18 protein-coding genes are annotated in these 26319 nt (G+C 71.4%); 13 read left to right on the plus strand and 5 right to left on the minus strand.

The window, feature by feature from the left end; all coding sequences use genetic code 11:
- Positions 1-53 precede the first annotated feature (53 nt).
- Positions 54-1211: a hypothetical protein gene (locus WMF14_RS19310; RefSeq protein WP_437802893.1), complete on the minus strand. Its 1158-nt coding sequence runs from the start codon at positions 1209-1211 to the stop codon at positions 54-56.
- Positions 1212-1500: 289 nt separating this feature from the next.
- On the opposite strand from WMF14_RS19310, the gene WMF14_RS19315 reads away from it, so the two are divergent.
- Positions 1501-4446, plus strand: a complete 2946-nt coding sequence (locus WMF14_RS19315) for an nSTAND1 domain-containing NTPase (protein ID WP_437802895.1) — start codon at positions 1501-1503, stop codon at positions 4444-4446.
- A gap of 28 nt (positions 4447-4474) precedes the next feature.
- On the opposite strand, the gene WMF14_RS19320 is transcribed toward WMF14_RS19315, so the two are convergent.
- The 3 genes from WMF14_RS19320 to pheS all read right to left on the minus strand — a co-directional run bounded on the left by WMF14_RS19320 (position 4475) and on the right by pheS (position 10654).
- Positions 4475-6754 (minus strand): glucosyltransferase-I, encoded by a 2280-nt coding sequence (locus WMF14_RS19320; RefSeq protein WP_437802897.1) that lies wholly within the window; start codon positions 6752-6754, stop codon positions 4475-4477.
- Positions 6755-7111: 357 nt separating this feature from the next.
- On the minus strand, positions 7112-9571 hold the full coding sequence (pheT, locus tag WMF14_RS19325) for a phenylalanine--tRNA ligase subunit beta (protein WP_437802900.1): 2460 nt from the start codon (positions 9569-9571) through the stop codon (positions 7112-7114).
- Positions 9572-9604: 33 nt separating this feature from the next.
- A complete protein-coding gene (gene pheS, locus WMF14_RS19330; protein ID WP_272098834.1) occupies positions 9605-10654 on the minus strand; it encodes a phenylalanine--tRNA ligase subunit alpha in 1050 nt (349 codons plus the stop codon).
- Positions 10655-11353: 699 nt separating this feature from the next.
- Between pheS and WMF14_RS19335 the strand changes: the two genes are divergently transcribed.
- The 11 genes from WMF14_RS19335 to WMF14_RS19385 all read left to right on the plus strand — a co-directional run bounded on the left by WMF14_RS19335 (position 11354) and on the right by WMF14_RS19385 (position 23834).
- On the plus strand, positions 11354-12739 hold the full coding sequence (locus WMF14_RS19335; RefSeq protein WP_437802902.1) for a carbohydrate porin: 1386 nt from the start codon (positions 11354-11356) through the stop codon (positions 12737-12739).
- A 76-nt stretch (positions 12740-12815) separates the two neighbouring features.
- Entirely contained in the window at positions 12816-13634 is an 819-nt protein-coding gene (locus tag WMF14_RS19340) for a 5-deoxy-glucuronate isomerase (protein WP_437802904.1), read from the plus strand.
- 59 nt (positions 13635-13693) lie between these two features.
- The gene (locus tag WMF14_RS19345) at positions 13694-15031 is read left to right on the plus strand and encodes an MFS transporter (protein ID WP_437804240.1); all 1338 of its coding nucleotides are present in this window, start codon (positions 13694-13696) and stop codon (positions 15029-15031) included.
- Positions 15032-15035: 4 nt separating this feature from the next.
- Positions 15036-15797 carry a 2-dehydro-3-deoxy-D-gluconate 5-dehydrogenase KduD gene (gene kduD / locus WMF14_RS19350; RefSeq protein WP_437802905.1) on the plus strand — a complete coding sequence of 254 codons (762 nt, stop codon included), beginning with the start codon at positions 15036-15038 and terminating at the stop codon, positions 15795-15797.
- A gap of 11 nt (positions 15798-15808) precedes the next feature.
- Positions 15809-16897: a PfkB family carbohydrate kinase gene (locus WMF14_RS19355; RefSeq protein WP_437802907.1), complete on the plus strand. Its 1089-nt coding sequence runs from the start codon at positions 15809-15811 to the stop codon at positions 16895-16897.
- A gap of 20 nt (positions 16898-16917) precedes the next feature.
- The gene (locus WMF14_RS19360; RefSeq protein ID WP_437804241.1) at positions 16918-17583 is read left to right on the plus strand and encodes a bifunctional 4-hydroxy-2-oxoglutarate aldolase/2-dehydro-3-deoxy-phosphogluconate aldolase; all 666 of its coding nucleotides are present in this window, start codon (positions 16918-16920) and stop codon (positions 17581-17583) included.
- A 30-nt stretch (positions 17584-17613) separates the two neighbouring features.
- On the plus strand, positions 17614-17973 hold the full coding sequence (locus WMF14_RS19365) for a cupin domain-containing protein (RefSeq protein WP_437802909.1): 360 nt from the start codon (positions 17614-17616) through the stop codon (positions 17971-17973).
- A gap of 99 nt (positions 17974-18072) precedes the next feature.
- Complete coding sequence (locus WMF14_RS19370; RefSeq protein ID WP_437802911.1) at positions 18073-19737, plus strand: pectate lyase; 1665 nt, start codon at positions 18073-18075, stop codon at positions 19735-19737.
- A gap of 130 nt (positions 19738-19867) precedes the next feature.
- Positions 19868-21055 (plus strand): vWA domain-containing protein, encoded by a 1188-nt coding sequence (locus WMF14_RS19375; RefSeq protein ID WP_437802912.1) that lies wholly within the window; start codon positions 19868-19870, stop codon positions 21053-21055.
- A gap of 267 nt (positions 21056-21322) precedes the next feature.
- On the plus strand, positions 21323-22981 hold the full coding sequence (locus tag WMF14_RS19380; protein ID WP_437802914.1) for a serine/threonine-protein kinase: 1659 nt from the start codon (positions 21323-21325) through the stop codon (positions 22979-22981).
- Positions 22982-23009: 28 nt separating this feature from the next.
- Entirely contained in the window at positions 23010-23834 is an 825-nt protein-coding gene (locus tag WMF14_RS19385; protein WP_437802916.1) for a hypothetical protein, read from the plus strand.
- A gap of 46 nt (positions 23835-23880) precedes the next feature.
- On the opposite strand, the gene WMF14_RS19390 is transcribed toward WMF14_RS19385, so the two are convergent.
- Positions 23881-25206, minus strand: a complete 1326-nt coding sequence (locus tag WMF14_RS19390) for a sigma 54-interacting transcriptional regulator (RefSeq protein WP_437802918.1) — start codon at positions 25204-25206, stop codon at positions 23881-23883.
- A 107-nt stretch (positions 25207-25313) separates the two neighbouring features.
- Between WMF14_RS19390 and WMF14_RS19395 the strand changes: the two genes are divergently transcribed.
- The gene (locus WMF14_RS19395) at positions 25314-26303 is read left to right on the plus strand and encodes a diguanylate cyclase (protein WP_437802920.1); all 990 of its coding nucleotides are present in this window, start codon (positions 25314-25316) and stop codon (positions 26301-26303) included.
- Positions 26304-26319 lie beyond the last annotated feature (16 nt).

The following is a 26319-nucleotide window of genomic DNA, read 5'->3' on the forward strand; positions in this document are numbered from 1 at the left end:
GGTCTCCGCTCCCGGAGGGAAGGCCGGGGCGAGGCACCGTCCGGCGGCGCGTCTCAGAGCACGAAGCGGGCCCACAGCATCGCAGCGTCGAGCGACGCGGCGGGGAGGATCTCGAGCTTCACGCCGCCGCGATCGTCGGTGCGGTACGATTGTGGCCTGTTCATGAGGAGCAGGACCGTGCCTGTGATCGCGCTCGCTCCGCCGGCGATGAGGGCGCCGATCGCGAGCCGGTCCTCGAGGACGCTGCCCTCGTACTCGTCGCCGGCGGATGGCATGCACGACGGCGTGCAGCTGGTCTGGAAGCGCTTATCCGCCTCGTCGTGAGCTGCTCCAGCGTGCCATTTCAGCAGGGCGCCGGCCGAGCCCAGGGCGGCGCCGGCCCCGAGCGTGGCCCAGGGGATCCATGCGGGCCACCTCTGGCTGGTGACGACGGTATCGGGGCTCAACGCGAGCAGGCCCGAAGCCTCTTTGCCGGCGAGCACGACGACGGGCTTGACGACCGTGAAGTAACCCGTCTTTCTCGCCGTGACGACGTGCTCTCCCGGCGTCACGATCCGGCGCCGGGTGCCGGGGCCGACGAACCAAGGCTTGCCGTCGACCAGCAGGGCGGCGCCCGGCTCGTCGCAGCGAACCTCGATGACCGCGAGCTCGTGCTCCACGAGCGCGCGCATCGCCGCGCGCGCCTCCTGCTCCGCCTCGGGATCGAGCGCCCCCGGGCCCCATTGCAGCGACATGCGCAGGTTCTCATAGGCCAGCAGCGGCAGACCGATGCTCGCGAGCGCCCGCCCCAGGTAGAGACGGAGCTCGGGGTGCTCCCAGGAAGCCAGCGCCTGTTCGTACTTCGCCCGCGCCTCCGCGAGCATCATGCGCCGGTGCAGCTCCCGCGCCTCCTCGAACAGCGCCTGGGCCTTCTGCTTCCGATCCTCGGAGACTCCCCGGTGCCATGGTGGCGGCGATGACGGCTCCGCCGCTGGCGAAGGCGCTGGCGCCGGCGGCGATGGGGGCAACTCCGCCGTTGGCGGCGCTGGAGCGCTCGGCGGCGGCGCTGACGACTCCACCGTTGGCGGCGCTGACGACTCCGCCGTTGGCGGCGCTGCCTGCGCTCCCGCAGGCGAGGCGTACAGGGCCACGAGAGCGATGGGCACGAGGCGCTTCACACAGGAGAGGCCGACCTGAGCGGGTCGCTTGCGGGTCGTCGTGATGACAGCCAAGTGCCTCTCCTCCGGAGCGCCGCGGAACCTCGAGCGCGCGCTGGCCGCCCTGGGCGCGACGAGCAGACGTCGTGGTTCAGGCTACACCCGTGCTGGTCCTCCTGTGAAGTGGCCGGGGCCAGGGGTGCTGTTGGAACTACCCGGGGCGCCCGGCGGCCACGAGGAGGTCGCGGTGCAGGGGGCGGGCCGGAGCCGCGGCGCGCAAACGCTGTGCTGGTGAACTCGGACGCGTCTATGCTTTCACGGCGGTGCGGTGCCCCACGATCACGATGACGAGAAGCCTCCTGCGATGAGCGGCAGTTCGCCAGAGGATGCGGGCTACGCAATCACGGTGATCGCCGGCGCAGCGCCCCCCGCGGCCGCGCTGTCCGGCATGGAGACCGCCAGGGCCGACGGCGTGGTCGCGGGCGCCCGCGAGCCGCAGCGCCACGGGATGACCGCGACGGCCGAACCGCCGCCCTCGCTGCTGGCGCAGGCCAGGTCGGCGCCTTCGGCCGGCGCCCGCATCGGCCATTACGAGCTCCTGCGCGAGCTCGGCCGGGGCGGCATGGGCGTGGTCTTCCTCGCGCGCGACACCCGCCTCGCCCGCCTCGTCGCGATCAAGCTCCTCACCATGCTGAGCAGCGCCGGGGTCCAGCGCTTCCTGGTCGAAGCGCAGGCCACCGCGCGCTGCAAGCACGAGCACATCGTGACGATCCACGAGGTGAACGAGCACGACGGATCCCCGTACATGGTGCTCGAGTACATCGAGGGGCAAAGCCTCCGCGCCTGGATGAACCAGCGCAGGCCCGCGGACGCGGGCGAGGCGGTGTCCACGGCGCCGGTGCCGCCCGGCCTGGCCGTCGACATGGTGGTCCCCATCGTGCGCGCGCTCGCGAGCGCGCACGCGTCCGGCATCGTCCACCGCGACCTCAAGCCGGAGAACGTCATGCTGGACGCGGCGGGCGCGATCAAGGTGGTCGATTTCGGCATCGCCAAGCTGCTCGAGGAAGAGGTGATCCTCTCGGGCGATCGCGCCGTCGCCGGGGACACGGGGCTCACGCGCGACGGCGCGATCATCGGGACGCTGGCGTACATGTCCCCCGAGCAGTGGAGAGGGATCGACATCGGCCCGTGGAGCGATGTCTGGGCCGTGGGCGTCATGCTCCACGAGCTCCTGCTCGGCGCGCACCCGCTCGCCCCGTGCGGCCGGATGGACCTCCTCGCGGTGCCGGCGCTCGACGAGCCGATGCCCACCGTCGGCGCGCGCCGTCCGGAGATCGGCGCGCTCGGCGCGATCATCGATCGCTGCCTGCGCAAGCGGAAGTCCGAGCGGTTCGCCTCTGCGCAGGAGCTCCTTGTCGAGCTCCTGCCGCTGCTGCCCGGGCGCCGTGAGATCCTCCTCGGCGCCGACGAGAGCCCGTTCGCGGGGCTCTCCTCGTTCCAGGAGGCCGACGCCGACCGCTTCTTCGGCCGCGCGCAGGATCTCGCGGGCGTGGTCGCGCGCCTCCGGAGCCAGCCGCTGCTCGCGATCGCTGGGGCCTCTGGCGTGGGGAAGTCGTCGCTCGTGAGGGCGGGGGTGATCCCGGCGCTCAAGCGCTCCGGCGAGGGCTGGGAGGCGCTCGTCGTGCGGCCCGGGCGCGAGCCGATGGCGGTGCTGGCGGACCTGTTCGACCACCCCGGCGTGACCCTCAACACCGACGTGAGGGCGCTCTCCCCGCAGGGCGGCGCGGCGATGCGCGGGGCCCTGATCCAGCGGCTGCGCGCCGAGCCCGGCCTGCTCGGGGCCGCGCTGCGCGGGGGGGCGGGCCGCGCGCAGAAGCGCCTCGTGCTGTTCATCGATCAGTTCGAGGAGCTCTTCACGCTCGGCGCCCCGGCCGTCGAGCGCGCGGCGTTCCTCGCGTGCCTGGCGGGGATCGCCGACGACGCCTCCTCGCCGCTCCGGGTCGTCCTGTCCGTGCGGTCCGATTTCCTCGAGCGGATGGCCGAGCACGAGCATTTCATGGCGATCATGACGCGAGGCCTCGTGTTCCTCCGGCCGATGGGGCGCGAGGGGCTGCGCGAGGCCTTGATGAGCCCGGTCGAGGCGGCGCGGCACGAGATCGAGGATGCGGCGATGATCGAGGGCATCCTCGACGCGCTGCAGACGACGCGCGGCGCGCTGCCGCTGCTTCAGTTCACCGCGGCCCGGCTGTGGGAGATGCGCGATCGGGGGCGCAAGCTGCTCACGCGGGCGAGCTACGAGGCCCTCGGGGGCGTGGCGGGCGCGCTGGCGAGCCACGCCGACACGGTGCTGGCCGGGATGAGCGGGCACCGGGCGAAGCTCGCGCGGGCGGTGCTGGAGCGCCTGGTGACGCCGGAGCGGACGCGGGCGGTGGCCAGTCTGGGCGAGCTCTGCGAGCTGCCCGGGGATCGAGGCGAGATCGAGCGGGTGGTGGAGCTGCTCGCCGACGCGCGGCTCCTGGCGATCGAGACGGGGAGCGACCGCGCGGGCAGCACGGTGGAGATCGTGCACGAGTCGCTGATCGAGCGGTGGCCGACGCTCCGACGCTGGCTCGACGAGAACCAGGAAGACGCCGCGTTCCTGGACCGGCTGCGCGCGGCGGCGAGGCTCTGGGACGCGAGCGGCCGCGCCGCGGACACGCTGTGGCGCGGCAAGGTCGCCGAGGAGGCGCGCGGCTTTCGCGAGCGCTACCGCGGGGAGCTGCCGGAGCGGGAGAGGCTCTATCTGGAGGAGGTGCTCCGCTTCGCCGATCAGCAGCAACGCGGGAGGCGCCGCCTCGTGTCCGGGATCATCGCGGCGCTGTCGCTGCTGGTGGTCGCGGCGGGGGCGGGGATCGTGAAGCTGACCCGCCAGAACACGGTGATCACGGAGCAGCTCGAGGAGATCCGGAGGACGGAGGACACGCTCAAAAAGGCGCTGGCGAGCGAGGAGGCGCAGCGGAGCGCGGCCGAGAGGGCGCAGCAGGAGAGCGAGGCGCAGCGGAGGCGGGCCGAGAAGATGCAGCGCGAGGCGGAGGAGGCCCGCGTGCGCGCGGAGGCCGAGGCCGGGCGGGCCCGCGTGGCGGCGGGCGAGGCGAGGACGGCGCGGGACACGGCGCAGCGGTCCGAGGCCGAGGTGCGCGATGCGCAGGTCAAGGCCACCGAGGAGGAGCGGAAGGCGAGGGAAGCGGCCGAGACGGCGCTGCGGAGCAAGCGCGAGCAGGAGCAGCTGATCGAGCGCACGGCGGGGAAGATCAAGCCGACGCTGAAGTAGCGGGCGCGCCGCGGGCGAGGCTGCGCTGCTACCGCGCTGGCGGCGGACCGATGTGACGGTAGATCGCGGCGTCCTGGCCGACGACGAAGGAGATCCGGCCCTGGCCCCACACGGCGTCGAGCGTGGAGTTCGTCGTGGAGTTGAGCGTCAGCCAGGAGATGCCGTCGTAGCGCAAGAGCGCGCCGCCCGTGCCGACCGCGAAGACATCGGTCGGCCCGCTCCCCCACACGCCGTAGAGCGATGCCAGCGTCGGCGCTTCCATCCTGCGCCAGCTCTCGCCGTCGTAGTGCAAGATCGCGCTCTCCAGCCCGACGGCGAAGACATCGGTCGGCCCGCTCCCCCAGACGGCCTGGAGATATTCCCCTGAGTCCGAGTGCGTCACCTGCCAGCTCTCGCCGTCGTAGTGCGCGATCGTGCCCTCGTCACCGACGGCGAAGACATCGTCTGGCCCGCTCCCCCAGACGGCATTGAGGTATTCCCCTGAGTCCAGGAGCGTCACCTGCCAGCTGTCACCATCGTAGTGCGCGATCGTGCCGGCCTGACCGACGGCGAAGACATCGTCCGGACCGCTCCCCCACACGCCATCGAGATAATCCAGGGTGCCCGAATCCATCGTCTGCCATCTCTGGCCATCGTAGCGCAGGATGGTGCCGGCCTGGCCGACGGCGAAGGCATCGTCCGGTCCGCTCGCCCAGACGCCGCCGAGACGAGCCGACGTCGGCGAATCCATCGTCCGCCAGACCTGGCCATCGTGGTGCAGGATCGCGCCGTCCTGCGCGCCGTCCTGCGCGCCGGCCTGACCGACGGCGAAGACGTCGTCCGGACTGCTGCCCCACACGGCGTGCAGCTCCAGCTCGTCCGGCACCGGTGATTCCATCTTCTGCCAGCTCTGGCCGTCGTGGCGCGCGATCGTACCGAGCTGACCGACGGCAAAGACGTCGTCCGGGCCGCTGCCCCACACGCCGATGAAGTCGGCCGTCGTTTGCGCATCGAGCTGGTGCCAGCGCTGGCCGTCGTAGTGGACGATCGTGCCGGCATCACCGACGGCGAAGACATCGCCCGGTCCGCTGCCCCAGACGCCAGCCAAGGAGAGCTCGGCCGACAGGTGGTGTTCCATCTCGTGCCAGCTCTCGCCGTCGTAATGCAGGATGACGCCTGCCAGGCCGACAGCAAAGACGTCGTCCGGTCCGCTTCCCCACACGCCGAGCAAGCTGGTCGTCGTCGGTGAATCCATCTCGTGCCAGCTCTCGCCGTCGTAGTGCATGATGGCGCCTGCCAGGCCGACAGCAAAGACGTCATCCGGTCCGCTCCCCCACACGCGACGCCAGTTCGCTGAGATCTCCGCATCGATCTTGTGCCAGCTCTGGCCGTCGTAGCGGACGATCGCGCCGTTGTCACCGACGGCAACGACGTCGTTCGATTCGCTCCCCCACACGCAGAAGAGATTCTCCCCTGTTGGCGAGTCCATCATCTGCCAGCTCTGGCCATCGTAGTGCAGGATCGTGCCGTCCTGACCGGCGACGAAGACGTCATCCGGTCCAGTACCCCATATGCCAAAGACAAATTCTGTCGTCGGCGAGTCCATCATCTGCCAGCTCTGGCCGTCGTAGTGCGCGGTCGTGTTTCCCAGGACGGCGAACACATCCTCCTTCCCGCTCCCCCACACGCTCATGAAGGACAACACCGTGCCGATGGATTCGAACCGCCAGTTCCAGTCGCCGCATGGAGCTGTGGAGAGAGCGTCGCAGGTGCTCGTGCACCCGGGGCGACCGAAATCATAGCGCAGGTTCACGCAGGAGCCGGCGACCGGCGCGCCGGTGTCGCACTGCTCGTGCTCTGCGACCGCGCCGTCGCCGCAATGTGCCTTGCAGTCCTTCCGGCAATAACCGTCGGAATCCGCGTTCTGTCGACCGCGACATCGAGCGTCCGTGGGACCGAACTCGCCAGCGCCGCAGTCGCACTCTTCCTCGCGTATCGTATCGACGATACCGTTGCCGCAGCGCTCGTCGGAGCTGCAGTCGAAGCTGCACCCGTCGCCGCTCTCGCCGTTGCCGTCATCGCAGGCCTCGCCGTCCTCGACGACGCGGTTGCCGCAGGTATTGACCTCGGTCGGGACGATGCATGCCGGGTTGCCGTCCCTGTCCACGGCGCATGTATGGCCGATCGGGCACGAGCCCTCGCCGCAGCGGAGCCCTCCTTCGAGGCACGCGCCGGCGACGGCGAGCAGCGCCGTCACGAAGGCCATCGCCGTCGCAGTGTGAAGCGCGCCGCCCCGCCGGCGGCCCGCGGCGCTCCTGCTCGATTTCACGCCCGATCTCCGCGTCAATGCGTGCATCGTCCCCTCGCTTCGCCCTCGACCGACCGCCCCGCAGCTTGCCTGTCGCTCGAGCGTACGGCGGGGCCCCTTCTCCAGGAAAGGCCTGAGAACGTTTACGTAATCGTGGTCGTGGTCGTTTACGTTTACGTGGTCGTGGTCGTGGTCGTGGTCGTCAACGGCAGGTCGTGAACGACCACGACCACGACCACGACCACGACCACGACCACGACCACGTAAACGTAAACGACCACGTGAACGTAAACGTGAACGTAAACGTTTACGTTCGTGAGCGATGGTGGGGTGGGGGCGACGGGCTTCGTGCCCTGAGCGTGACCGAACGAGCTTCGGTTAGCGCTGCTGCGCCCCGAATCGCGCCTTCGCCGCGTCCACCGCGGCCTTCGTCCACTTGTCGACCTCGTCGTCCGTCAGCGTCCGCTCGGCCGACCGGAACCACAGCGCGAACCCCAGCGAGTGGGTCCCCGCCGGCAGCTCTTCGCCGCGGTACCGATCGAACATCTCGACCTTCTCGCAGCGCTCCCCCGCGGTCGTCCGCAGCACCTCGAGCACCTCTCCCGCCGGCACGTCGAGCGGCAAGAGAAGCGCCACGTCGTGCCGCATCGCCGGGAACCGGCTCGGCTTCGCGGCCACCGGCGCGCGGTACGCCGCCGCGACCGCCGCGAGATCCAGCTCCGCCACGACGGCCCCGCTCGTGATCTCCAGCGCCTCGCGGACGTCCGGGTGCAGCTCCGCCACGTACCCGACCTCGCGGCCGTCGAGCAGGACGCGGGCGCCCTTCTTCGGGTGCGCCCACGGCGGCGCCTCGCCCGAGAGGTCGAACGCCGGCGTCACGCTGCCCGCGAGCTCCGCGACCACCGCCTCGACCGCGCCCTTGCCGTCGTAGAAATCGACGTCCTCGGGCCGCGTCAGGTAGCTGTCGCGCGGACCCGCCAGGAAGATCGTGAGCCGCGTCGGCTCGTTCACCGGCGGCCGCTCGACCCGCGCCAGCTGGCTCGCGCCGCTCGCCTCGTCCTGCCACGGCAGGAACACCTGGCTCACCTCGAACAGCCGCACCCGCGGCACGTTGTACCGCTGCGAGCGCTGCACCACCGTGAGCAGCCCAGGGACCAGCGACGGCCGCATCACCGACTTCTCCTCGGAGAGCGGGTTGAGCAGCCGCAGGAGCGACCCGTCGTCGTAGCGCGCCGCCTTCAGCTCCTGGGGCGACAGGAACGAGTACGTCACCGCCTCGTGCAGCCCGATCCCCGTGCAGATCTGCCGCACCCTGCGCCGCAGCCGGTAATCGCCCCTGGCGCCCGCGGGCGCGGCCCCCACGCGCGGCAGCCGGCTCGGGATCTGGTCGTAACCAGCGATGCGCGCGACCTCCTCGATGAGGTCGATCTCCTCCGCGATGTCGGGCCGGTGCTCCGGCACCTCGACGAGGAGCCGGTCCGCCTTCTGCTCCAGCACCGAGAGCCCCAGCGTCTCCAGGATCTCGCGCGCCCGCGCCGGGGCCTCGGCCCCGATGATCCGCTGGTACCGCGGGAGCCGGAGCGTCAGGCGGCGCGGCGCGCGCGGCGCCACGTACACGTCGATCGGCTCGCCCGCCGCCTCACCGCCCGCGAGCTCGCAGATGAGCGCGCTCCCGCGGTCGCGCGACAGGGGGACCCCCGAGAGGTCCACCTCCCGCTCGAAGCGGTGCGACGCCTCCGTGTGGAAGCCGTACCGGCGCGCCGACCTGCGGATCCCGCGCGGCTCGAAGTACGCCGACTCCAGGAACACGCGCCGCGTCGTCGCGGTGACGCCGCTGTCCGCGCCGCCGATGACGCCCGCCAGGGCCACCACGCGGTCCGCGTCGGCGATGACAAGGTCGTCCTCGTCCAGGGACAGCTTCTGCCCGTCGAGCGCGACGAACGCCTCGCCCGGCTGAGCCCGCCGGATCTCGATCGGCAGCCGCAGCGTGTCGAGATCGAACGCGTGGAGCGGCTGCCCCCGCTCGAGCATCACCAGGTTGGTCGCGTCGACGACATTGGCGATCGGCCGCACGCCGAGGCGGCCGAGCCGCACCCGCGCCCAGAGCGGCGAGGGGCCCACGCCGACGCCCTCGATCACCTGCCCGTCATACCGGGGGCAGCGGTCCCCGTCGCGCACCTCCACGGCGGCGCGTGTCTGCACGGCCGCGGGCGCTCCGGCGCCGTTCGCCCGCGGCGCGGCGACGGCGGGCGGCCGGAACGGTAGGCCGAGCACCGCGGCCACATCCCGCGCCACGCCCAGGTGCCCCAGCGCGTCGGGCCGGTTCGGGGTGACGCTGAGCTCGATGATCCAGTCCTCGAGGCGAGGCTCCCAGTCGAGCAGCGATTGCCCCGGGCGCCCGCCCTCCACGGTCAGGAGCCCCTCGTGGCTCGACCCGAGCCCGAGCTCGTCCTCGGCGCAGAGCATGCCGGGCGACGCGAAGCCGGCGACCGCCTTCTCGGTCAACGTCACGAGCGCGCCGTTGCGGTCGAGCACCTGCGCCCCGACGGGCGCATAACAGACGAGCGCCGGAGCCGCCGGGATGACCGGCGCGCCGCACGCGACCTCCACGCCTTCTCCGCCTCCGCCCGCGTCCACGCGGACCACCGTGAGGCCCTTCTTGCCCGCCGGGTGCGGCCGCGTCGCCACGACGCTCGCGAGGACCACGGAGCGCAGCGCGGCGCCGACGTGCGTCACGCGGTCGACCTCGAGCCCGCCGCGGCCGAGCGCCGAGGTCACCGCGTCGACACCGGGATCGGCGCCGAGGATCTCTTGAAGCCACTTGTAGGATATCAACATGGGGAATCGGGGCTGCGGGCGAGGGGCAGTGGCCTAGAGGCTTCCGAGGAAGCGGACGTCGTTCTCGTAGAAGGCGCGGATATCGTCGACGGCGAACTTCATGTTGGCCGTGCGATCCACGCCGATGCCGAACGCCAGCCCCGTGTATTCCTCCGGGTCGATCCCGACGTTCCGGAGCACCGTCGGGTGGACCATGCCGCACCCGAGGACCTCCAGCCAGCCGGTCCCCTTGCACTGCGGACAGGCGCGGTTCTCGCCGAAACAGACGAGGCAGGACACGTCGAGCTCGGCGCTGGGCTCGGTGAAGGGGAAGTAGCTCGGCCGGAAGCGCGTCCTCGTGGCCTCGCCGAACATCCGGCGGCTGTAGACCTCGAGCAGGCCCTTCAGATCGGCGAGGGACACGTCGCGGTCGACCACGAGCCCCTCGATCTGCACGAACATGGGGCTGTGGCTCGCGTCGTCGTCGCGGCGATACACGACCCCGGGCGCGACGATCATCACCGGCGGAGGGTGGGAGAGCATCTCGCGCACCTGGACCGGGCTCGTGTGCGTCCGGAGGAGCACGTTCTGGCCGGGATCGCCGGCCATGTAGAACGTGTCGTGCATGTCCATGGCCGGGTGATCCGCCGGGAACCCGAGGAGATCGAAGTTGTAGCGCGCGAGCTCGATCTGCGGCCCTTCGGCCACGTCGAACCCGAGCCCGACGAAGATATCGACGATCTCGTCGAGGGTCCTCATGATCGGGTGCGACCGCCCGGGCGCGCGCCAGCGGCCGGGCAGGGTGATATCGAGGGGCGGCGCGGAGAGCTCGCGATCGCGCGCCGCGCGCTTGATCCTCGCCGTCGCCTCCTCGCGGGCGCGCTCCACGCGGCCCTTGACGGCGTTGAGGCGCTGGCCGAGCGCCTTGCGCTCCTCGGGCGCCGCGCCGGGCAGCTGCTTCATCAGCGCATTGAGCGACCCGCGGCGCCCGAGCAGGCTGGCATACAGGCGGTTCAGCTCATCGAGATCGCCGGCTGCGGCGAACTGGACGTCCACCGTGCGATCGACCTCGTCGATGAGGCGGCCGAGTTCGGGACCACTCATTGCCGCCCCCTTACCGCGAAGGCCATGGCAACGCAAGACGTTGACCTCCCGCGCCGCCCCCGGCCCCTCGGCCTGGCCGCGCGCGGGATCCGGAGGCTCGACGACCCCCACCGCGGCGGGGGCGCCCCGCGCGAGGAGCCGCCATCGCCGCGTGCCCGCGCGCCGCGCGGGCTCCTCGCGGGAGGTGCGCGTCAACCGCCGGTATCGGTCACGTCAACCGTGTCAACTCGAGGTTTACGGGGCTCTCCACGGCGGCTGCCCATCTGAATCGGAATTCGCACTCTGGCCGCGGCGAGGACGCCTGGATCGTGGCGCTGCGACCGAGCCGGTCGTCTCTGGCCCATCGCTTGCTTTGAATCGTTGTGAACGTTGACGGACGCTGGCGAGCGCGCCTGAGCGCGAGCGCTGCGAGCATTCCAATCGATGAGCGAGCCACGCCAAGCGTGCTCGTCGGGCTCGCTTTTGCCCTGACGACAACCCCGCTGCTTGCGCTGCTGCCGCTCCAACACACCACGAGATCGGCGCACCTTGAATCCCCTCATCCATCTCTCTCGCGACCCTGAGCACGATGCCCGCCGCGCTCCGCGGCGCGGCGCGGTCTCCGCCCTTCTCGGCGCGGCGCTCTGGGTGTCTCCAGCGGTCGTGAACGCGCAGCCGACGACGACTCCGACTCCGGCGCCCGAGGCGCCTCCAGCAGCCGTGAACGGGCAGCCGCCGCCCCCTCCGACCCCGGCACCTGCGCCGGTGCCGGAGAGCGGCTTCTTCTTCGGCGGCGTCGGCCGCGTCGTCGCGGCCACGGACGCCGAGATGGGGCCGGGGCGGGACGCCGATATCGTCTGGAGAGGCTCGCGCCTCGACGAGTCCACGTACATCCAGATGGACCTGGAGCGGCAGGATCACTGGGAGTCCACCGGCGCCACCACGCGCGTCGCCGTCCGCCTGGTCGTGGACGCCCCCGTCCTCCACTACAACAACGCGCGGCCGTGGAACATCAACATGTCGGTGCGCAACGCCTTCGTCGAGGAGCGAGACCTCGGCGTCAAGGGCCTGTCCGTGTGGGTCGGCTCGCGCCTCTACCGCGGTGACAACGCCGAGCTGCTCGATTTCTGGCCGCTCGATTGGCTGAACACGCTGGGCGGAGGCGTCCGCTACGACCTGCCCTCGAAACGCACGTACTTCGCGGCGCACGCAGGCGTCAACCGGCCGCTCTCGCCCTATTACCTCCAGACGGTGGAGCGCCCGCCGGCGCTCAACCAGCCTGGCGCGGCGAACGTCAACCTCCTCGATCGCCAGCGGCTCATCTCGAGCGTCAAGGCGAGCCACACCGTCCCGGTCGGGGAGAAGGGCGGCGTCAAGGGCGTCCTGTACGGCGAGCTGCACCAGCTGCCGTCGGGCACGCGCGAGACGGCGGAGGCCGGCGTGGTCGAGCGCCTGCCGCGCGACTCCGGGTACGTCGTCGGCGCGCAGATCAGCCCGTTCACCGGCGTGAACAACGGGCACCTGCACCTGTTCCTCCGCTATGCGGGCGACCTCGCGGCGTACGGCGAGTTCGGCGCGCCCACCCAGCCCGCGCCGGACGGCACCGCGACCGGCGCGCACGAGCTCCTCTTCACCTTGAGCGGCAACTACGAGACGGGGCCGCTCGGCCTCATGGCCGCGGGATACGTGCGCTCCTTCCGCAACGCCAGCGAGCCGTTCGACTTCGCCGACCTCGACGAGGGTATCTTGCTCGTGCGGCCGCACCTCTACCTGCGCGACTGGGGAGGCGTCGCCGTCGAGGCCTCGTATCAGGCGCAGCGGCGGGGGAGGGTCCCGCCGCCGGCCGACCCCGCGGCGGCGGGCGCGCACCCCGCGGCGAGCCACCACAGCGCGAGCGTCGTACGCCTCGGGCTCGTGCCGTTCCTGAACGTGGCAGGCAAGGGTGATTTCAAGCGCCCTCAATTCCGGTTCATCTGGCTCGTGACCCGGCGCGACGACGGCGCGAAGGCGCTCTATCCGCAGGACGACGTCTTCAGCCAGCGCACGTGGGAGCATTTCATCGGCCTGAACGTCGAGTGGAACATCAAGGCCAGCCCGGCGTTCTGACGCAGCCGCGGGGCTCCGGGGATTCACCGCGTCCATTCGTAAATTCCGTTAACGAATCGAGGGAAGGTACTTATCCATGAAGCCAGTGAACGCTGGGCAGGTCGTGGTCCGCGCGACGGCGTCGCACACGGGGCGAAAGCTCTCCGTGACGCCGGCGGACAGCCCCATGAAGCGCCTCCATTACGGTCGGATCCTGCTCGACGGGACCACGCCGGAGGCGCGGTTCGAGACCTCCGGACGCGAGGTAGGGCTCCTCTGTATGGCCGGCGAGTGCGCCGTGAAGGTGAACGGCGAGGAGGTGATCGCGCTCGGGCAGTACGACGCCCTCTACGTGCCTCGCGGCTCGGCCGTCGAGGTGCGCACGAGCTCGGCCGTCGATCTCGTCGAGTGCGGCGCCGAGGTGGAGGGCGACTATCCCCTCCAGGTCGTCCGCTACAAGGACGTCGAGCAGAACACGTCGCTCAAGTTCAAGGCGGGCGGCGACGCCACGACGCGCGAGCTCAGCATCCTGCTCGGCAAGAACGTGCAGGCCGGCCGCATCGTCGCGGGCTTCACGCGCTCCGCGCCGGGGCACTGGACCAGCTGGCCCCCGCACGAGCACACGGACCTGCTCGAGGAGATGTACGTCTATTTCGATATGCCGCCACCGGCGTTCGGCGTGCAGCTCGTCTACACGGCTCCCGAGGCGCCCGAGGTCGTCACGGTGGTGCGGGACGGCGATGCCGTGCTGATGCCGGCGGGGTATCACCCGAACGTCGCCGCGCCGGGGCACTCCATCAACTTCGTCTGGCTCATGGCCGCGCACCGCGAGCGCGAAGATCGGGTGTTCGGGGTGGTCAACGTCCAGCCGGAGTTCGCCCAGCGCGGCTCCGGGCTCGAGGCGAGCCTCAAGTAGCGAGCAGGGGAGCGGGCCAGCGTCAGGCGGCTCGAACTCAGGAGGATAGCTTCATGGTGATGAACACGGAGTCCACGACGGCCATCGCCGACGCGCCCGCGGAGGTGCCGCGCGACGCGGGCGCCGGCGCCGCGCCGCTCTCGGCCGGCATCGGGCGATATCGGTGGGTGATCTGCGCCCTCTTGTTCACGGCCGCGACGATCAACTACGTCGATCGACAGGTCCTCGGCGTCCTCAAGACGACGCTGCAGAAGGACCTCGGCTACAACGATATCGATTACGGCAACATCGTCACGTCGTTCCAGGCCGCTTACGCCATCGGCATGCTGACGATGGGCCGCCTCATGGATCGCATCGGGACGCGGCGCGGGTTCTCGTTTGCCGTCGGGTTCTGGAGCCTCGCGGCGGCGGCGCACGCGCTCGTCGGCAGCGCCGGGGGGCTCTCCGCGGCGCGGTTCGCCCTCGGCATCGGCGAGGCGGGCATGTTCCCGGGCGCCCTCAAGACGATCGCGGAGTGGTTTCCGAAGAAGGAGCGCGCGCTCGCGACCGGCCTGTTCAACTCCGGCACGAACATCGGCGCGATCGTGTGCCCCCTCGCCGTCCCGTGGATCGCGGTGGCCTGGGGGTGGCGCGCGGCGTTCGCGCTGACCGGCGCGATCGGCGCGCTGTGGATCGTCGCCTGGATGATCCTGTATCGCCCCCTCGCGGAGAACCCGCGCGTCACGCCGGAGGAGCGCGCCTACATCACGAGCGAGCCGTCGCCGGTGCCCGGCAAGGTCGGCTGGCTCAGCCTGATCCCGCACCGCCAGACGTGGGCGTTCGCGATCGGCAAGTTCATGACCGATCCGTTCTGGTGGCTTTACCTGTTCTGGGTCCCCGACTTCCTGAACCGCAAGCATGGATTGAACCTCCTCCAGATCGGCCCGCCGCTCGTCACGATCTACCTGCTCTCCGACGTGGGCAGCATCGCCGGCGGCTGGTTCTCCTCGATGCTGATGCGCCGCGGCTGGACGGCGAACGCGGCGCGCAAGACAGCGATGCTCGTCTGCGCGCTCGGCGTGGCGCCCGTCTTCCTCGCGACGCGCACCGACTCGCTGTGGGTCGCCGTGCTGCTCCTGGGCCTCGCCACGGCCGCGCACCAGGGCTTCTCGGCGAACCTGTTCACGCTCACAACGGACATGTTCCCGTCGCAAGCGGTGGGGTCCGCCGTCGGGTTCGGGGGCATGGCCGGGGCCATCGGCGGGATGCTCATCGCGCAGATCGCGGGCCGCGTCCTCCAGCTCACCGGGAGCTACTCGACGCTGTTCATCATGGCGGCGTCCGCCTACGTGCTCGCGCTCGCCATCATTCACGCGCTCGTGCCGCGGCTCGAGGCCGCGCGGCTGAAGCAGGGATAAGACAATGACGAATGATCCGTTTCGTTTGGACGGCAAGGTCGCGCTCGTGACGGGCTCGGCCACCGGGATCGGCGCCGCGATCGCGACGGCGCTCGCGGCGGCGGGCGCGGACATCGCCTGTCACGGCAAGGACGAGCCGGGCGAGGCCACCATGGCGGCGGTGCGGAAGCTCGGGCGGCGCGCCGCCGGCATGGCCGCGGATCTCGCGGATCGCGCCGCGCACGCGGAGCTCGTCCGGAGGACGAAGGCCGAGCTCGGGCGCATTGACATCCTCGTGAACAACGCAGGTCTCATCCGGAGATCGCCGGCCGTCGAGTACTCCGAGGAGGACTGGGATCTCCTGATCGAGGTCAACCTGACGTCCGCGTTCCGCCTCTCGCAGCTCGCCGGGAAGCAGATGCTGGAGCAAGGGTCGGGCAGGATCGTCAACATCGCGTCGCTGCTCTCGTTCCAGGGCGGGATCCTGGTGCCGGCCTACGCGGCGTCCAAGGGCGGGATCGCGCAGCTGACCAAGGCGCTCGCGAACGAGTGGGCCGGGAGGGGCGTCAACGTGAACGCGATCGCCCCGGGCTACATCACGACGGACAACACGGCGGCGCTCAGGTCCGACGAGGCGCGCAGCCGACAGATCCTCGATCGTATCCCGGCGGGGCGCTGGGGGGAGCCGAGCGACATCGCCGGAGCGGCGCTGTTCCTGTGCTCGGAGGCGAGCAGGTACGTCCACGGCCACGTGCTGGTCGTGGACGGCGGGTGGATGAGCCGTTGAGGAGCGCGAAGATGAAGATCCGAAGTGCAAAGAGCTGTGCGTGGGACCAGGTGAGCCTCGGGGAGGTCATGCTGCGCCTCGACCCGGGAGAGCGGCGGATTCACACCGCGCGGACGTTCGACATTGGCGAGGGCGGGGGAGAGTACAACGTGGCGCGGGGGCTGAGGCGCTGCTTCGGGCTCCGGACAGCCATCGTCACGGCGCTCGCGGACAATCCGATCGGGCGGCTGATCGAGGATCTGATGCTGCAGGGCGGGGTCGACACCTACCCCGTGCGCTGGGTCGATTACGATGGTGTGGGCCGCGAGGCGCGCAACGGCCTCAACTTCACGGAGCGCGGGTTCGGGCCGCGCGCCGCCGTGGGGTGCTCGGATCGCGGCCACAGCGCGGCCTCCAGGCTGAAGCCCGGCGACCTCCCGTGGAAGGCCCTCTTCGGGGAGCGCGGCGCCCGCTGGTTCCACACGGGCGGCATCTTCTGCGCGCTCTCGGAGACCACCGCCGGCGTCGCGCGCGAGGCCATGGAGGTCGCGCGCGAGCACGACGTGCGGATCTCCTACGATCTCAACTACCGGCCCTCGCTTTGGAAGAACTTCGGCGGTCAGGAGCGGGCGCGCGAGGTCAATCGGGCCCTCATGCCCTACGTCGACTGCCTGTTCGGCAACGAGGAGGACTTCGTCGCGGCGCTCGGCTTCGAGGTGCCCGGCGTCGATGAGGGCTATCGCGATCTCGACACGACGGGGTTCCGCCGGATGATCTCGGAGGTCGTCGCGGCGTACCCCAACATCTCGGTCGTGGCCACGAGCCTCAGGACGGCCAGGAGCGCGAGCGTCAACGGCTGGGGAGGCATCCTGTACTGCAAGGGCGAGTTCTACGAGGTCGCCCAGCGAGACATCGAGATCCTCGACCGCGTCGGAGGCGGCGACTCGTTCGCCTCGGGGATCATCTACGGGCTCCTCTCGGAGCAGAGCCCGGAGTGGGCGCTCCAGTGCGGCGTCGCGCACGGGGCGCTCGCGATGTCGACGCCGGGCGACACGTCGATGGCGTCGCTCGCCGAGGTGCGGCGGGCAATGAGCGGGGCCAGCGCGAGGATCGAGCGATGAATCACGCGATGAATCATGCGATGGACCGCGAGCACGTCGTCCGCCGCATCGAGGAGATCGGCGTCGTCCCCGTGGTGCGCGCGTCGAGCGGCGCGCTCGCCGTGCGGGCTGGTCGCGCGCTGTGCGCCGGAGGGATCGAGGTCCTCGAGATCACGATGACGGTCCCGGACGCCCTCGCCGTCATGCACGAGATCACCTCGCGGATGGGGAGCCGCGTCCTCGTCGGCGCGGGCACGGTGCTCACCGCGGACGCAGCCCGCGGGTGCATCGAGGCCGGCGCGCAGTTCATCGTGAGCCCGGGGCTCAACCTCGAGGTCATCCATGCGGCCCGCGAGCTCGGGAAGGCTGTCTTCCCCGGGGCGCTCACCCCGACCGAGGTGATCGCCGCGTGGGGCGCCGGCGCCGACGCGGTGAAGGTGTTCCCGTGCTCCGCGATGGGCGGCGCGAAGTACCTGCGCGCGCTGCGCGGACCGCTCCCGCACGTGAAGCTGCTGCCGACTGGCGGGGTCAACCTCGCGACCGCGCGCGAGTTCATCGAGGCCGGCGCCGTGGCGCTCGGCGTCGGCGGCGAGCTCGTCGACGCCGCCGCGCTGGAGGCCGGCTGCGACGAGGTCCTCACGGAGCGCGCGCGGGAGTTCCTGGCTGTGGTCCGGTCCGCGCGGGCCGGGATCGAGGAGCGCGCCTGAGCGGGGCCGCCGCGAGGCGCTGGAGGAAGCATGATTCATCTGAAGAGAAGCGATGTCCCGAGCCTGGCTCGCGTGTCGGGCGATGCGGTGGAGTTCTTCACGCCCGAGCCGGGGCTCAAGCGCCGGGTGCTGGCCCACAACCCCAACATGATGCTCGTCGAGCACCACATGGAGGTCGGCTGGGCCGGAGCGCGCCACAGCCACCCCCACGATCAGCTGGTCTATGTCATCTCCGGACACCTCAAGTTCTCGTGTGGAGACGAGGAGTTCGAGGCGCGGGCCGGGGACAGCTTCGTGGTCCGCGGGGGCGTCGAGCACCAGGCCTGGGCGCTCGAGCCGTCCGTCGTGCTCGACGTGTTTACCCCCGCGCGCGAGGAGTACATGCCCTGAGCGCGGGGATCCGGTCAGCCACGCCAGCTCACCAAGATCATCATGTCTTTTCGACGGGCCCTGCGACCGACGCAGCGGCCCTGTGCGATTGAGGAGCCTATGAAACGCAGAACGTTCGCGATGTCGATCCTCTTGCCCTTCGCGCTGGCCGCCTGCGGGGGGGACAGCGAGCCGGGCCCTGGTCCCGGCCAGGAAGTGCCGCCCGAGATGGTCCCGTACGTCGACGCGATGAAGCGCGCGGCCACCTTCATGAGCGAGGAGGTCGCGTACAACGGCGGTTACGTGTGGAGCTACCTCCCGGATCTCTCGAGGAGCTGGGGCGAGATGGAGGCGAAGCGCACCATGCTGTGGGTGCAGCCGCCCGGCACGCCGTCGATGGGGCACCTCTACCTGGACGCCTACCACGCCACCGGCGACGAGCTCTACTACAAGGCCGCCGAGCAGGTCGCGCTCGCCCTGATCGAGGCGCAGCACGAGGCCGGCGGCTGGAACTACATCTATGACTTCGCGGGCGAGGAGTCGCTCAAGGACTGGTACGACACCATCGGCAAGAACGGCTGGCGGCTCGAGGAGTTCCAGCATTACTACGGCAACGCGACGTTCGACGACGCGGGCACCGCCGTGGCCTCGCAGCTCCTCCTGCGCATGTACCTCGAGAAGAAGGACGAGCGGTTCCGCGGGCCCCTCTACAAGGCGATCGGCTTCGTCACCGAGAGCCAGTACGAGGGGGGCGGCTGGCCGCAGCGCTTCCCGCTGATGGGCAAGGGCGGCGAGCCCGACTACACGAGCCACATCACCTTCAACGACGACGTGGCCGGAGAGAACATCAAGTTCCTGATCATGTGCCACCTCGCGCTGGGCGAGTCGCAGCTGCTCGGGAACATCGAGCGCGCCATGGACAACTTCGTCGCGTTGCAGCAGCCCGCGCCGCAGCCCGCGTGGGGCCTTCAATTCACGCAGGACGGCAAGCCGGCCGGGGCGCGCACCTACGAGCCGGAGGCGCTGACCACACACACGACGGCCAACAACATCCAGCAGCTCCTCAATTTCTACAACATGACCGGGGACGAGAAGTACATCGCCCGCGTGCCCGAGGCGCTGGACTGGCTGGACAAGGTCAAGCTGCCCTCGGAGCTGCTGGAGATCTTCCCCGACCGGACGCATCCCACGTACATTGAGATCGGGACCGACATTCCGCTCTACGTCCACCGGCGCGGATCGAACGTCGTCAACGGCGAGTATTACTTCGACAAGGACCCTGCGAAGCCCATCGGCCACTACGGGCAGGCGCGCAAGCTCGACGTCGACGCCATGCGCGCCCGCTACGAGGAGCTCGCGGCGATGTCGCCCGAGGCGCTGACGGCGGGCTCGCCCCTCAAGATCACGGGGCCGGCGGCGCTGCCGCGGTACTTCTCGCTGCGCGAGGTGAAGCTCGAGGACCTGTACGCCGGCGCCACGATGACGACCGCGCCGGTGACGGCGGAGGACGCGCAGAGGCTCGTCGGCGAGCTCAACGCGGAGGGCTACTGGCCGACCAAGATCACGATGATCACGAACCCTTACAAAGGTCCTGGCGCCGCCGAGCCGTTCGTGGAGGACACCTACGCCACCACGCACGTGGGCGATCGCAACGATACCTCGCCCTACGACCCGGCCAAGGCGCCGGCGACGTACCCGGCCGAGGAGTCGCCGATGGGCATCTCGGTGGAGTCGTTCATCAAGAACATGGGCGTGCTGATCTCCTACGTTGCGCCCGTGCAGTGAGCGGCCTCCGAGCCCCCGCGCCCTGGCATCTCGTGTGCTTGGAGAGCTGACGCCTGGGGGCCACACGCAATCCAGGTGGCTTGATGCCGGCGGCGCGGTGCCGGCGCGCGGTGGTGCAAGGAGTCGAGGCATGAGATTGCTTAGAGTTGCCATGGCGGTGCTGACCGTGGCTGCGGTCGGGCTCGGGTGCGGCAGCAGCCCGAGCGACGGGGGAGAAGGAGAAGGTGAAGGGGCGAGCTCCGGCGGAAGCGTCGGCTCCGGCTCCGGCGAGGGGGGCTCGCTCGATATCGGCGGCGAGATCGGGCCCGGATCGAGCGGTGTGGGAGGCGCCAGCCCCACGGGCGGAGGCGGAGCGTGCGCCACCCAGACGGCGGCGGCATCCCTTCAGCCGGTGTACCTGGCGTTCGCGTTCGACGTGTCGGGCAGCATGGGCAAGGGCGACAAGGACTGGCACGACAAGTCGCTCAAGTGGGATCCTGTCGTCGCTGCGACAAAGCAGTTCTTCTCGGATCCCGGGTCCGAAGGGCTGACGGCCTCGCTCTCGTTCTTCCCGGCCGACGACGACAAGTGTTCGACCGAGATCTACGCGACGCCGGACGTGCCGCTGACGCCGCTCCCGTCGGAGGCCTTCACCGAGGCGATCGACGCGATCGAGCCGGCGAGCTCGGATGACTGGCGCGGCGGTACGCCGACCGCGTGGGTGATGCGGGGCACGAGCGCGTTCATCGGGGCGCAGCGGCAGAAGAACCCCGGGAAATACGCGATCGTGCTCGTGACGGACGGCTACCCGCAGGGCTGCGACGAGGCCTCCGACACGATCGACGCTGTCGTGGCCGACGTCCAGGCGGCGCTGGCGGAGGGCGTCCCGACCTACGTCATCGGCGTCGAGAACCCGCGGATCGAGGGCGCGCCGGACACCCTCGACGACCTGCACGAGATCGCCGCGGCCGGCGGCACGGAGCGCGCCGTGCTCATCGACACCGGCGATCCCTCGCAGACCACGGCGGCTTTCAAGGCGGCGGTCGACCGGATCCGCGGCGCCTCGGTCTCGTGCACCATGGCGATCCCGCTCCCGCCGGACGGGAGCACCTTCGACAAGGAGAAGGTCCGCGTGCTCTACACGAGCGGATCGAGCGCGGCGACGGAGCTCGTGTACGACCAGAGCTGCTCGACCGAGGGCGCCTGGCGCTACGACGACCCCGCGAGTCCGACGCAGATCGTGCTGTGTGTCGACGCTTGCTCCACGGTCCAGGCGGACATGGTGGCGAAGCTGAGCGTCGATTTCACCTGCGAGAGCGTGATCGAGGTTCCCCTGTAACCGCAGGCCGCCGCACCCCTACCGCGCGGCGCGCTCGGCCTCGCCTGGCGGCGCGCGCGCCGCCAGGCTGATCCATGTCAACCGTGAGTTGACACTGTGGACACATACAGTTGCATCTCCACCGGTCCCACCTCGGCAGGGGCGGCAGACACCCATCTGCCGCGTCGAGCGCTCTCCGCTGCCCGGCGTCATTGGCCGCCTGACGCCAGCGCGGCGCGCAGGTTACCGTCCAGCAACGCTGCCGAGATGTTGTAGAACAGAGCCACCATGGCACCTGCCCAGGAGCGCGAGCGGCGGACCCTCGATCGGTACACGCTCCATGGCGTGATCGCCTCCGGGGGGATGGCCTCCGTCCATTTCGGGCGGCTCGTGGGCGCGCATGGCTTTGCCCGCACCGTCGCGATCAAGCGCCTGCACCCGCAGTTCGCCAGGGACCCCGAGTTCTCGTCGATGCTCCTCGACGAGGCGCGGCTCGCCGTGCGCATCCGCCACCCGAACGTCGTCACAACGCTCGACAGCGTGCAGGCCGACGACGAGCTCTTCGTGGTCATGGAGTACATCGCGGGCGAATCGCTCTCGAGCCTGCTGCGCGAGGCCGGCCGGCGAGGCGCCCAGGTGCCGCAGCCGATCGGCTCGGCCATCATCGCCGGCGCCCTCGCGGGCCTGCACGCGGCGCACGAGGCGACCGACGAGGAGGGCGCCGCGCTCCAGATCGTCCACCGCGACGTGTCGCCGCAGAACCTCCTCGTCGGCGAGGACGGCATCGCGCGCGTGCTCGATTTCGGTATCGCGCGGGCGGCGGTGCGGAGCCAGGTGAGCCGCGTCGGGCAGCTCAAGGGCAAGCTCAGCTACATGGCGCCGGAGCAGCTGCGCGGAGCCCCCCTGACCCGCCGCGCCGACATCTACGCCGCCTCCGTGGTGCTCTGGGAGGTGCTCACCGGGCGGCGGCTGTTCACCGGGGAGTGCGACGCGGAGATCTTCGGGCGGATCCTCGAGGGCGTCGTCCAGCCACCGAGCGCGTACGGCGACGTGCCGAAGGCGCTCGACGAGGTGGTGCTCCGCGGCCTCGACAGGGATCCCTCCCGGCGTTACGCGACCGCGCTGGAGATGGCCGCTGCGCTGGAGGAGGCGCTGCCGCCGGCGAGCCCGCGCGCGGTCGGGGCGTGGGTCGAGACCACGGCGGGGACGCTCCTCGAGGCGCGGGCGAAGAGCCTCGCCGCGATCGAGACGTCGCAGCGGAGCGCGGCCCCGACGCCGCCGACGCCGAGACCCGCCGTGGACGACGCGCCGCCGCGGGACGTCGAGGCGCGCCTCGCGCAGCCGTCCGGCAGCCGCGGGCGCGCGCTGCGGACCTCGGTGACGGTTCCGACCATGACGAGGACGGTCGAGGACATGGCGCGGCCCGCGGCGTCGGCGCTCGCGACGCCGGTCGCCGCTGCGGCGCCGCCGCGGCTGGCGAGCGCGCAGCTCGTCCGCGCCTCCACGCTCGCGCTCGGGGCCAGCGCGCTGGTGCTCGCGGTCGCCCTCGGCAGGAGCTGTAGCGTGCGTCCAGGGCCCGATGCGCCGCAGGACGGGCGCGCCGGCGCCGGCGAGTCCTCGCGGCCCGCCGCCTCGCCGCCGGCGGTGGCGGCGCCCGCCGCGAGCGTCGGGGCGCTGGAGGTCCTTGCGGAGGCGCCAGCGGCGTTGTCGGCGGCGCCCGAGGCATCGGCGGCCTCGCCAGCGCCGGCGCCGGACGCGACCGCGCCGGGGGCCTCCGCGAGCGCCGCACCGGCGCCGGAGCCGGCCGCGCGCGCCGCCGCGCCGGATCGCGCCGCGGGCGTGCGCGCCGCTTCCCCCGCGCGCAGCGCGCGGCCGCGTTCGCGCTGCGTGCCTCCGTACTATCTGGACGCCAACGGCATCCGGCGGATCAAGCGAGAGTGCCTGTGAACGACGGAAGCGTGTAGCCTGCGCCGCGATGAACGGGCGCCTCCTCGCCGCCTTCGCCGCGGCCGTCACGCTCCTCGCGGGCTCACGCGCCCGCGCTCAGGGCGTGGGAGAGACGTGCGCGGCCTCGTATGAGCAGGCGCAGCAGCTCCTCCGCGACAGGGCGCTGCTGCGCGCCCGCGCCGAGCTCCGCGTCTGCGTGAGCTCGTGCCCGGCGACGCTCGCCCGCGACTGCCAGAGCTGGAGCGAGCAGGTCGAGCGCGACATGCCCAGCGTCGCGCTGTCGGCCACGTCCGCGGACGGCCACGCTCCGGGCCGGGTCCGGGTGCTCCTCGACGGCGCGCCGCTCGTCGACGCGCTCCCGAAGGACCCGATAGAGCTCGATCCCGGGCGCCATACGCTGACCTTCGAGGACGCGGCGGGGACGCGGGTCGTCACCGTGGTCACGGTGCCGCCGGGCGACAAGGCGCTGCCGATCGCGGTGCGCTTCCCTGCGCCGGCGCCGTCGCGCCCCGCGGCCGGCGCCGACGCGCCGCGGGTGCGGCAGCGCTGGCCGCTCGTGCTCGTCGGCGTCGGCGCGGCGGGGCTCGGCGTGGGCGCGGTCCTCGGCGTCAAGGGGCACCTCGACCGGAGCGAGCTCCGCACGCGGTGCGCGCCCGGATGCCCGGCGGAGGACGTCGAGGCGATCGATCTCACGTGGAAGGCCGGCGCGATCTCCGCGGGCGTGGGGATCCTCGCGGCCGGCCTGGGCGCGGTGCTCTACTTCCAGCTCGATCCCGTCGCGCCCGCCGCGCCGGTCGCGGGCTTCTCCTTCGCGCCGGGCGGCCCCGGGCTCTCGCTCCGCGGCGCGTTCTGAGCGCCGCGCCGCGCGGCCCGAGCACCGCGCCGCGCCGCGCGGCTCGTCAGCCCTTGCTGCGGATCCCGTAGCGCTCCATCAGCCGGTGGACGAGCTGCCGGGAGACGCCCATCGACGCGGCGGCCCGCGCCACGTTGCCGCCGCTCTCCCGGAGCTTCATCGCGATGTACGTGCGCTCGAACTGCTCGACGACCATGTCGCGCGCCTCGCGGAGCGGCAGCGCGGCGAACTGGCCGACGCTCATGTCGGCGGGCCGCGGCGCCACCTTGACGATCGCCTCCTCGGCGAGGTGCGGGAACAGCATGAGCCGCGCGACGGTGTTGCGGAGCTCCCGCACGTTGCCCGGCCAGTGGTGCCCGCGGAGCAGCTCCAGCGCGTTCGGCGGCAGGTCGGCGAGCGAGCGCGGCGGCACCTGCGCCGCGAGGAAGCGCTCGACGAGCAGCGGGATGTCCTCCTTGCGCTCGCGCAGCGGGGGCACGACGGTCTCGACGACGGCGAGCCGGTAGTAGAGATCCTCGCGGAACGAGCCCGACGCGACGCGGCCCTGGAGATCGCGGTGCGTGGCGGCGATGACGCGGGCGTCGAAGGACGTGTACGCGGCGGCGCCGATGCGGCGCACCTGGCGGGCCTCGAGCGCGCGCAGGAGCTTCGGCTGGAGATCGAGCGGGAGCTCGCCGATCTCGTCGAGGAAGAGCGTGCCGCCGCTCGCCTCCTCGAGCAGGCCGGCGCGCGCGCTCTGGGCGCCCGTGAACGCGCCCTTCGTGTAGCCGAAGAGCTCGGCCTCGATGAGGTTCGGGGCGACGGCGCTGCAGTCGAACACGACGAAGGGGCCGCCGCTGCGCGGGCTCGCCTCGTGGATGGCGCGGGCGAGGACCTCCTTGCCGGTGCCGGACTCGCCGAGCAGCAGGATCGTCTCCGAGGTGGCCGCGGCGCGCTCGAGGCGGGCGAAGAGCGCGCGCATGGGGACGCTGCTGCCGAGGGCCTCGCCGAAGCTGGCCGACGTGGAGAGCGGGACGACGACCGGGGCGCCGCCGACGCGCATGGTGAGGGGCACGCCGCCCAGGGAGGCCACGGCGCTCGGGGTGAGGAAGCCCTCGACGATGAGGACGTCGTTGATGAACGTGCCGTTCTTGCTGCCGAGGTCGGTGAGGACGACCCCGCGCGGCGAGAACCGGAGCTGGCAGTGGCGGCGCGAGACGCGGGAGTCGGGGATGATGACGTCGCACTCGCCGCTCGTGCCGAGCACGATCGGCGCGACGCCGAGGGTGGCCTCGATCGGCGGGCTCTTCTGCGGGGTGACGAGGATGCGCAGGTCCGGGAGCTCGACCGCGTCGCTTCGGAGGGTCGTGATCGTCCGGGTGGGGTCGTGCATTGATCGCGCGGGAGGGAGACGTGGCAGCATCTCCGAATTTCCGGCGGATTTCCAGCGCGCGGTGCGCCCGGGGCGCTGGACGCACACCGCCGGGTTATCCTCGTGAGGTGCTCGAGTTCACGCAGTCCGAGGCCAAGGTCCTGTCCCAGTGCGTCACCCGCTTCACGGACGCGTTCCGCCGCGACGTGGCGGACGTGATCCGGCAGGAGTTCCGCGGCTACGAGCCGCCGGAGGTGACGGAGCTGATCGGACAGCTGAGCCTCCTCGGGCGGCAGCTCGAGCTGCGCCCGCCGCACGCGCAGATCCACGACACGCAGGGCCCGCTGCTCAAGCGCATCCTGATCGACCTCCGGCGCGACAGCGCCACGGCGATCGAGGAGCCGCTGCAGAAGGCCGTGAACGCCGAGACGATCCGGCACCTCCGGCGCGAGGTCCACGGGCTGGAGCAGCTGATGGCCGCGCCCTGGTTCGCGGCCACGCGCGCGCTCAAGGTGCCGCAGCTCACCGACTACATGTCGATCCGGCACGCCGAGGCCGTGACGCCGGAGGCGCCGCCGCTCCGGCCGCGCGAGTACGACGAGAAGTTCCACATCCTCGAGGCGCCCGGGCTCTTCCTCCCCGATCTGGCGCACTACCGGGCGCGCTGCGCGCTGCGCGGCGCCTCGATCGCCGTGGCGTTCATCGACATCGACGACTTCAAGGCGTTCAACGTCCAGCACACCGAGACCGCGGTCGATCTCCACGTGCTCCCGCCGTTCATGGAGAGCATCGAGGCGCACGTCTTCGCGCACGGGCACGCGTACCGGTTCGGAGGCGACGAGTACATGATCACGCTGCCCAACGCGACGCGCGCGTGGGCGGTGGACTTCCTGCGCGCGCTCCAGGAGCGGCTCGCCCGCCGCCGCTACCGCCGCGTCGAGCGGTCGCCGACGATCTCGGCCGGGCTGTGCGTCGCCGACGTCGACTGCTTCCTGACCGATCGCGAGATCCAGGGGCGCGCCAACCTCGCGAAGAACCACGCGAAGGCCACGGAGAAGGGCCGCGTCGCCACGTACGACGGGGAGCTGTTCCGCCCCGAGGATCTGGTGCTCGCGTGAGGCCGGACGGTGAGAG

Origin of the sequence: Sorangium sp. So ce693 (assembly GCF_051521375.1) — a bacterium.
GTDB lineage: Bacteria > Myxococcota_A > Polyangia > Polyangiales > Polyangiaceae > Sorangium > Sorangium atrum.